Annotated in this window: 8 protein-coding genes; 3 read left to right on the top strand and 5 right to left on the bottom strand. The window is 69.9% G+C overall.

Going from position 1 to position 7,150, the window contains the following annotated elements; translation table 11 throughout:
- Window positions 1–179: 179 nt before the first annotated feature.
- Both HKK72_RS33500 and HKK72_RS33495 read right to left on the bottom strand, forming a co-directional pair.
- Window positions 180–2,387 (bottom strand): hydantoinase/oxoprolinase family protein, encoded by a 2,208-nt coding sequence (locus tag HKK72_RS33500; RefSeq protein ID WP_187238434.1) that lies wholly within the window; start codon window positions 2,385–2,387, stop codon window positions 180–182.
- Between the two features lie 68 nt (window positions 2,388–2,455).
- Window positions 2,456–2,593, bottom strand: coding sequence for a hypothetical protein (locus tag HKK72_RS33495; protein ID WP_187238433.1), 138 nt, complete (start codon window positions 2,591–2,593; stop codon window positions 2,456–2,458).
- A gap of 39 nt (window positions 2,594–2,632) precedes the next feature.
- On the opposite strand from HKK72_RS33495, the gene HKK72_RS33490 reads away from it, so the two are divergent.
- Window positions 2,633–3,007, top strand: a complete 375-nt coding sequence (locus tag HKK72_RS33490) for an FKBP-type peptidyl-prolyl cis-trans isomerase (RefSeq protein ID WP_187238432.1) — start codon at window positions 2,633–2,635, stop codon at window positions 3,005–3,007.
- 74 nt (window positions 3,008–3,081) lie between these two features.
- Window positions 3,082–3,558: a hypothetical protein gene (locus HKK72_RS33485; RefSeq protein WP_187238431.1), complete on the top strand. Its 477-nt coding sequence runs from the start codon at window positions 3,082–3,084 to the stop codon at window positions 3,556–3,558.
- Window positions 3,559–3,610: 52 nt separating this feature from the next.
- On the opposite strand, the gene HKK72_RS33480 is transcribed toward HKK72_RS33485, so the two are convergent.
- Both HKK72_RS33480 and HKK72_RS33475 read right to left on the bottom strand, forming a co-directional pair.
- Entirely contained in the window at window positions 3,611–3,985 is a 375-nt protein-coding gene (locus HKK72_RS33480) for a hypothetical protein (protein ID WP_187238430.1), read from the bottom strand.
- 497 nt (window positions 3,986–4,482) lie between these two features.
- A complete protein-coding gene (locus HKK72_RS33475) occupies window positions 4,483–5,160 on the bottom strand; it encodes an SRPBCC family protein (RefSeq protein WP_187238429.1) in 678 nt (225 codons plus the stop codon).
- A 189-nt stretch (window positions 5,161–5,349) separates the two neighbouring features.
- On the opposite strand from HKK72_RS33475, the gene HKK72_RS33470 reads away from it, so the two are divergent.
- Window positions 5,350–6,180, top strand: a complete 831-nt coding sequence (locus HKK72_RS33470; protein WP_187238428.1) for a polysaccharide deacetylase family protein — start codon at window positions 5,350–5,352, stop codon at window positions 6,178–6,180.
- Window positions 6,181–6,338: 158 nt separating this feature from the next.
- On the opposite strand, the gene HKK72_RS33465 is transcribed toward HKK72_RS33470, so the two are convergent.
- Window positions 6,339–7,150, bottom strand: an 812-nt coding sequence (locus HKK72_RS33465) for a molybdopterin cofactor-binding domain-containing protein (protein ID WP_187238427.1), incomplete at its 5' end; no start/stop codon positions are given.

Below are 7,150 nucleotides of genomic sequence, written 5' to 3'. Positions count from 1 at the left end.
CCGGATCGACCATCACCTCGTCCATCCCGCCCTTCCCGTCCATCCCGCCCATTCCGTCCTCTCTCACCCGCGCTCCCCCTCCATCCGCCGTGATCATGCAGTTGTTCGCGGGACACGCGGCCAACGGTCGCGAACAACTGCATGATCACGGCAGAGGGGGCTTCGGCCGCGTCTCGCGATCACGGCGGGGGGTGGGCGAGACGGACGACGATATTGCCGTACGGGTCGATGAGCGCCGCGAAGCCGGGGTGCAGCGGAAGTGTGGAGCCGAACTCCTCGATCACCGCCGGGCCGCGCAGGATGTCGCCGGGGGCGAGCCGGTCCCGCCGGTAGATCGGGGTGTCCGCCCACGCGGTGGCGGCCCGGCCGCCCGCGGAATCCCCGAAGCAGACCCGCCGGGCGCCGGTGCGCGCCCGTGCCGGATCGCCGTCGCCGGCGGGGCGCGCCCTGAGCGCGGGCCGGGTGATCGGGCCGATGCCGGAGACCCGCAGGTTGACCCACTCGACCGCGTGGCGCGGGTCGTCGCGATAGCAGTAGCCGTACAGCCGTTCGTGGGCGTCGTGGAATCGCGCGAGGACCTCGGCGCGGAAGCCGGAGTCGACCGGGCCGCCGGGGGCGGGCACCCGCACCTCGAACGCCTGGCCGTAGTAGCGCAGGTCGGCCGATCGCTGAAAACGGTGCTCGGATGCGGGAAACCCCTCCTTGGCCAGGGTGCGGGCCGCCTGCCGTTCCAGGCCGGCGAGGACATCGGCGATCACGGCGAGGTCGAGGCCGGCGTCGCGGGCGACGTGGGTCCGGACGTAGTCGTTCTTGACGTCGACGGTCAGCAGTCCGAAGGCCGAGAGGTTGCCGGGGTTCTCCGGGATCAGAGCGGAGGGCAGCCCGAGAATGTCGATGAGTCGGCAGGCCAGCAGCGGACCCGAGCCGCCGAAGGCCACCATCGGGTGATCGCGGACGTCCAGGCCGCGCTTGACGGTGATCTGCCGGATCGCGTTGGCCTGGTTCCAAGCGCTGATCTCCAGGATCCCGGCAGCACAGCGCTCGAGATCCAGGCCGAGGTCGCCCGCGAGATCGGCAAGGCCGGCCCGCGCCGCGGCCACGTCCAGGGGGATCTCACCGCCGAGCAGGTGCGGAGGGACCCGGCCGAGGTGCACATGGGCGTCAGTGACGGTCGGCGCGGCACCGGAGTCCGCGCCGGGCGGGGTCGCGCCGCCCTTGCCGTAGCAGAGGGGGCCGGGGTCGGCGCCGGCGGAGGCCGGCCCCACCTTGAGGGTGCCCTCGGGCGACACCCATGCCATTGATCCGCCCCCGGCGCCGACGGTGACGATGTCGATCATCGGGATCTTGGAGGGGTACCGGCCGACCGAGCCCTCGGTGGTCAGGGTCGGTTCACCGTCGAGCACCACGGCCACGTCGGTCGACGTGCCGCCTCCGTCCAGAGTGATCACTGAACGGTGCCCGGCCGTCTCGGCGATGAGCGCGGCACCGAGCGCCCCGGCCGCGGGCCCGGACAGCACCGTCGTGATCGGCTGGTGCACGACCTCCTCGGCCGACAGCACGCCCCCGTTGGACTTCATGACGTAGAACGGCGGCTCCGCCGCAGCGGCCGCGGCGGGTGCGGACGCGTCCGGCTCCGACTCACCCGGCTCCGACTCACCCGGCCCCGTCTCACCCCGCCCGGTCTCGTCCAGTTCGGCGAGCCGGTCGGCGATCCGGGCGATGTAGCGGGTCATCGTCGGCTTGACCGCCGCGTCGACCAGGGTCGTGACCGACCGCTCGTACTCGCGGTACTCGCGCAGCACCTCGCTCGACAGCGACACGACGGCGGCCGGGTGCTCGCGGCGGAGCACCTCGGCCATGCGCAGCTCGTGGCCGGGATCGGCGTAGGAGTGCAGGAAGCAGACCCCGATCGTGGTGATCCCCTGGTCACGGAACCAGCGAGCCGCCTCGGCCGCCCCGGCCTCGTCGAAGGGCCGGAGCTCCGCCCCGGTGTGGTCGAGCCGCCCGCCGACCGTCTTCACCCGGTGTACGGGGACGATGCGCGGCGGCTTCACCCAGAAATAGGAGTTGCCGTAACCGTCGGGCACGCTCTGCCGGCCGATCTCGAGAATGAACTCGAAGCCTTCGGTGGTGATGAAACCGAGATCCTCGAGCCGGTCCTCGAGCAGCTGGTTGGTCGCGACGGTGGTGCCGTGTGACACCGCGGCGAGGTCGTCGCCGCTCGCCCCCAGCAGGTCGAGCCCCTTCCGTACCCCGGCCATGAAGCCCTCGGCGGGATCCGCCGGAGTGGACGGCGTCTTCGTCGTGACGACCTCGCCGGTGAGCTCGTCCAGGGCGACGACGTCGGTGAACGTGCCGCCGGTGTCGATGCCGATCCGGATGCGCATGGCACCAAGGTCTACCCCGTGCCCGGTCACCGCGAATCGTCGACATCTGCCAACGGATCATCAGATCTTCAGCGACTCTGCCATCTGCCGCCGGAGCCGGTCCACAGCGTCGCGGACATCGCCGGCGGCAGCGCCGGCAGGACGAGGCCGGTAGCGCGGTCCTCGGCGGAGGGCCGCACGAGTGCCTGGATAGGGTTGCGGGGCACCGAATCACTCCATCAATCGACTAAGCCAGGAGCCTCGCGATGGCGCTTGAACGGCCCGAGATCGACTTCCCCGAGGGCTCTCCGCCCGCAAACCTCGACATCACCGACATCGTGGTGGGAGACGGACCGGAGGCCACGCACGGCTCCAAGGTCACCGTCCACTACGTCGGCGTCTCCTTCTCCACCGGCGAGGAGTTCGACGCGTCGTGGAACCGCGGCCAGCCGTTCGAGTTCCCGCTGGGCGGCAAGCGGGTCATCGCCGGATGGGACCTCGGCGTCAAGGGCATGAAGGTCGGCGGGCGGCGCAAGCTCGTCATCCCACCGCACCTCGGATACGGCAACCGCGGCTCGGGCAACGCCATCAAGCCCGGCGAGACCCTCATCTTCGTGGTCGACCTGCTCTCCGTGAACTGACCGGTACGCCCTGCGGGCATGAGCAGGGACCATCCCGCTCGTGCCCGCAAGGCATGAGCAGGCCGGAGGTGCGAATGTACGGTCTGCAGGCGGTGATCGCCGCCGAACACCTGCTGACCCGGGCGGCTCACGCCGCCGAAGGGACACAGATCGTGCCCCTTCGGCAGTCGCTGGCACTGCTGCCGATGACCGACGCCTTCTTCGACGCGGTCACCTCCAAGGGCCTGGAGCCCCGGCAGGGCGGGTTCTGGAAGATGCCCGCCGGATTCGAACGAACCCTTACCGCCTGGTCGACGCAGGGCCCCGTGGCCTATGTCGAGGCCGACTACGTCGGCGGCACGGGGGAACAGCGCGCCCAGGTCTGGGACGGCGGCGGGGTCGTTCTCGGCCCTTTGCACTCCGGCCCGGGCGAGCGTTTCCCGGCGGCCGGCAGCCCCATCTCACAGGCACTGCGCCGGCTCGGAGCAGGCAAGGGGAACCACTGCGACGAGTTCGACGCCATCGCCCTCGGCCGGCGCCGCGAGACCGAGGCATGGCTCGATCTAGGCTGACCGATGTGCGATCAGGCCCGCCCGGCACCCACCGCAGCATCGGCGGCGTTCGTCACCGGCATTCTGGGATCTTGGTCGCCGCAACCGTGATCTGGACGACCACCCGGTAATTCAGCCATTTGTCACCGAAGTCGCAGAAATGCTCGCGCGCGCCGCCACTGAAGGTGATGTACCCGGACCAGCCGCCCGGGAGGAGCCAATACCCCCGGGAATTGAACGAGTACGTTCCGCTACACTGGGTGTGCCATGTGCTCGTGCTGTTGTTCGGGTTCAGGTAGGTGTACTGAAAGGTGGACGACTGGCATCCGAGCACCTTTGACTCCGACGCCGAGGCCGTTCCCGGGACAGAGGCGACTCCGAGAGCCACCCCCGAGGTCACGGCCGCGATGATGAGCTTGTTCTTGAGTTGCGCTCCGCTTTTGAACATTGCCTCTCCCTACAGAGACCATCACACGCCGGTTTCAGATTCCCTTTCCGCGTCGAAATGCTGCTGCCATTTGCCGAGTATGTGGCATCGCGGTTGCGGGACGGTTGCGTCACGGTTGCGTGGTCCCATTGCCGATTTGTGACACCTCAAAGAATTGCCAGACGGCCGCTATAGCCAAAAGGTGTCATGGCGCAGAGAGGATGAAGAACGACTCGGAGATCGACTTGCGGAAGTGCGCGTCCGGGCCGCTCGGGGTCGGTCCCATGTCCCATCGGTAGAGACCGAACTGACCGTTCGTCGAGGCGCCTGTGGCCAGGTAGTGCACCGGCGGTGTGCGGCAGAAAGCATGGCCAACGGCGGATGACGGCCGGGGTGCGCGGCGACCCGGAGCTGAGCGCTCAGGCTCGGTCTGCCGCCGCCGGCCAACGTGGACCCCGGCAGCGGCTACCGCCACTGCCGTGCCGACCAGGCGCGCGACGCGTTGCCGATCGGCCGGGCTACCGGCGGCCGCGGGATCGCCGGCCGATGAGATAGCCCACCGCGACGCCCGCGAGTGCCACGACACCGCCACTGCCGAACGCGACGGCCATCGGCAGCGTCGACGGTTCGGCACCCCGGTGGGCCGCGTAGATCCCGCCGGCCGGCACGGCCGCCGCCGGCTCCGCGACGGCCGCCGCCATGGATGCCGAGGCGCGAGCTGCACCGGCGGGCGTCGTCAGGGGTGGCGCCGCGGCCGCGGGCGCCGTGAGCGTGCGCTCGACGGCCGCGAAGAACTCCCCGGCGGTCCTCTTGGCCACCGACCCGAGCATCCGCTGACCGACTCCGCCGATCATCCCGCCGACCGTCGCGTCGGCGTCGTAGTGAACGTGGGTGCCGCCCTCCCCCTCGGACAGCCGCACCTGCACGACGGCGTCGACCGTGCCCGGGGCGCCCTGTCCCTGGGCGCGCAGCACGAACGCGTGGGGCGGCTCGGGCTCGGACAACGCGACGCGGCCGACGTAGGTGCCCTTGATCGAGGCGACGCCGGCCATGACCGTCATCTTGTAGGTGTCCGCGCCTGTGGCCTCCAGGAGCTGGCAACCGGGGATGGCGTGGACGAGCACGGCGGGGTCGCGCAGGGCCTCCCAGACACGTGGGAGCGGCGCGGCGACCATGGCACTGCCGTTCACCTTCATGAGGCGACACTAGGGAACGCGTCCGATGGCGTGAACGGGCAACATCTGCCGAGCGCGGACCGACTCATTGGCAAGTGTCTCCTTCGGTGAACCCGATCTTCCTGACTGTTCAATGATGTGCGAACCTGCCCGTGCGCGCACGCGTCAACCGAAGGTGTCCGTGCTCTACCGCTCCGAGAGGCTCCGCAGATGCGAGGCAAGTTTCCCCTGATCTCCTGTGTGATCGCCGGTGTGCTGGGCGTGAGCGCGGGTTCGTGGCCGGAGGTCAGGGGGCAGACGCTGAGCGAAACGCGGACCTCACTCCGGACCCAGCTGCCGGCCATGTTCGCCGACCGGCAGTGGGCGACGCCGAAGCCGGGCTCGTGGACCCCGCCGCGGAAGGGCGACGACGGGCTGCCGCCGGTCTTCAACCGGATCCAGACGCAGGACAAGGTCGTGTTCCTGACCATCGACGACGGTTACGAGTACGACGCCGCCTTCGTGGACATCGTGCGAAGGGAGCGGGTGCCCATCCTCACCTTCCTGACGACGAACTACGTCAAGGGCCATGGCCAGTACTTCTGGGCGCTGCGCAACGCGGGGTCACGGATGGAGAACCACACGGTCAGCCATCCCAACATGGCCGGTCTGTCCGCAGAGGCGCAGAAACGCGAGATCTGCCGGTCCTCCGACACCATCACCGCGCAGTACGGCCGCCGGCCGCAGATCTTCCGGCCGCCGTTCGGCAGCTACAACCAGACCACCCGGCAGGCCGCACGCGACTGCGGCGTGAAGTCCCTCATGTTGTGGTCGGCGGAGTTCTACAACGGCACCACCTCGCCGAGGGGCGTACGCGGCGAGTTCGTCCGGGGCGACGGCGGCACCGGCTTCAAGCCGGGCGACATCGTTCTCATGCACTACCGCAAGGGGCTGGCCCAGGACTTCACCACGCTGCTGGGCTGGATCAGGCAGCAGGGTTTCCGGCCCGCCGCCGTGGAGAACTACCTGCCGATGTCGCTCGGCGGCAACGCGCCCGGCTGACGGCCCCCGTCGACGAGAGATCGACACGCTCTGCCGGGTGCCGGCGGGGTTGCTTGGGGAGCGGGGACCTCAACCCCGCCGGCGTGTGAACCCTAATGCCGTTGCCCTCGGCCACGCGACCGTTTGCGATCCTTTCCGCCCTGGACGAATCCCTCCGATTACGACGGCACCGAGCCTCGGGCCCGGTTGAGCGGCTCGGCGTCGCCGGCGGCCGCGCGCAGCCGGAGCCGGAAGATCTCGTCCGGCGAGATGGGCATCGCGTCGATGCGGATGCCCTCGGCGTCCTCGATCGCCGCGGCGATGACCGCCGAGACCGGGATGACCCCGGCCTCCCCCGCGCCCTTGATGCCGAGCGGGTTCAGCGGCGACGGCGTCTCCAGGTGATCGGTCTCGATGTGCGGGATCTCCGTGGCGTACGGCATGAGGAAGTCCATGAACGAGGCGTTGAGCAGCTGTCCCGCCCCGTCGTAGACCATGCGTTCGTACAACGCCCCGCCGATGCCCTGCGCGACGCCTCCGTGAATCTGCCCTTCGACGATCCGCGGGTTGATGAGCCGCCCGCAGTCGTGCACGACGGCATACTTCAGGACGCGTACCTCCGCGGTGTCGGGGTCCACGTCGACGATCGCGGCATGCATCCCGGCCGCGAACGTCGACCGCGGCGGTGAGTAGTAGTCCCTGCCCTCGAGGCCCGGTTCCTCCCCGGGGGCGACCGGCGGATCGTCCATCGGCTTCGCGACGGCGAACTGGGTCGCCCGCTTGGCCTCTTCGTCGAAGGCGTACCGCAGCGGGTTCGACAGCACCGCCACCGTGCGGAGCGGGATGGCCGCCTCCGGGTTCCCGCGCACGTGCACCACACCGTCGGTGATGTCGAGGTCCCGGGGGTCGGCCTCCAGCGCCTCCCCCGCGATCCGCAGGGCCTTGTCGCGGAGCTTGCGGCAGGCCAGCGCGATGGCGTTGCCGCTCATCA

Origin of the sequence: Actinomadura sp. HBU206391 (assembly GCF_014323665.1) — a bacterium.
Taxonomy (GTDB): domain Bacteria; phylum Actinomycetota; class Actinomycetes; order Streptosporangiales; family Streptosporangiaceae; genus Actinomadura_C.
The sequence above is the reverse complement of the archived record's forward strand: the minus strand, read 5'-3'. Positions and strand labels throughout refer to the sequence as shown.

Excerpts from the sequence above, each read along its gene's own strand:
- HKK72_RS33485 (WP_187238431.1), top strand. The coding sequence starts at position 3,082 with ATGTACGGTCTGCAGGCGGTGATCGCCGCCGAACACCTGCTGACCCGG.
- HKK72_RS33500 (WP_187238434.1), bottom strand. The coding sequence starts at position 2,387 with ATGCGCATCCGGATCGGCATCGACACCGGCGGCACGTTCACCGACGTC.
- HKK72_RS33480 (WP_187238430.1), bottom strand. The coding sequence starts at position 3,985 with ATGTTCAAAAGCGGAGCGCAACTCAAGAACAAGCTCATCATCGCGGCC.
- HKK72_RS33490 (WP_187238432.1), top strand. The coding sequence starts at position 2,633 with ATGGCGCTTGAACGGCCCGAGATCGACTTCCCCGAGGGCTCTCCGCCC.
- HKK72_RS33470 (WP_187238428.1), top strand. The coding sequence starts at position 5,350 with ATGCGAGGCAAGTTTCCCCTGATCTCCTGTGTGATCGCCGGTGTGCTG.
- HKK72_RS33475 (WP_187238429.1), bottom strand. The coding sequence starts at position 5,160 with ATGAAGGTGAACGGCAGTGCCATGGTCGCCGCGCCGCTCCCACGTGTC.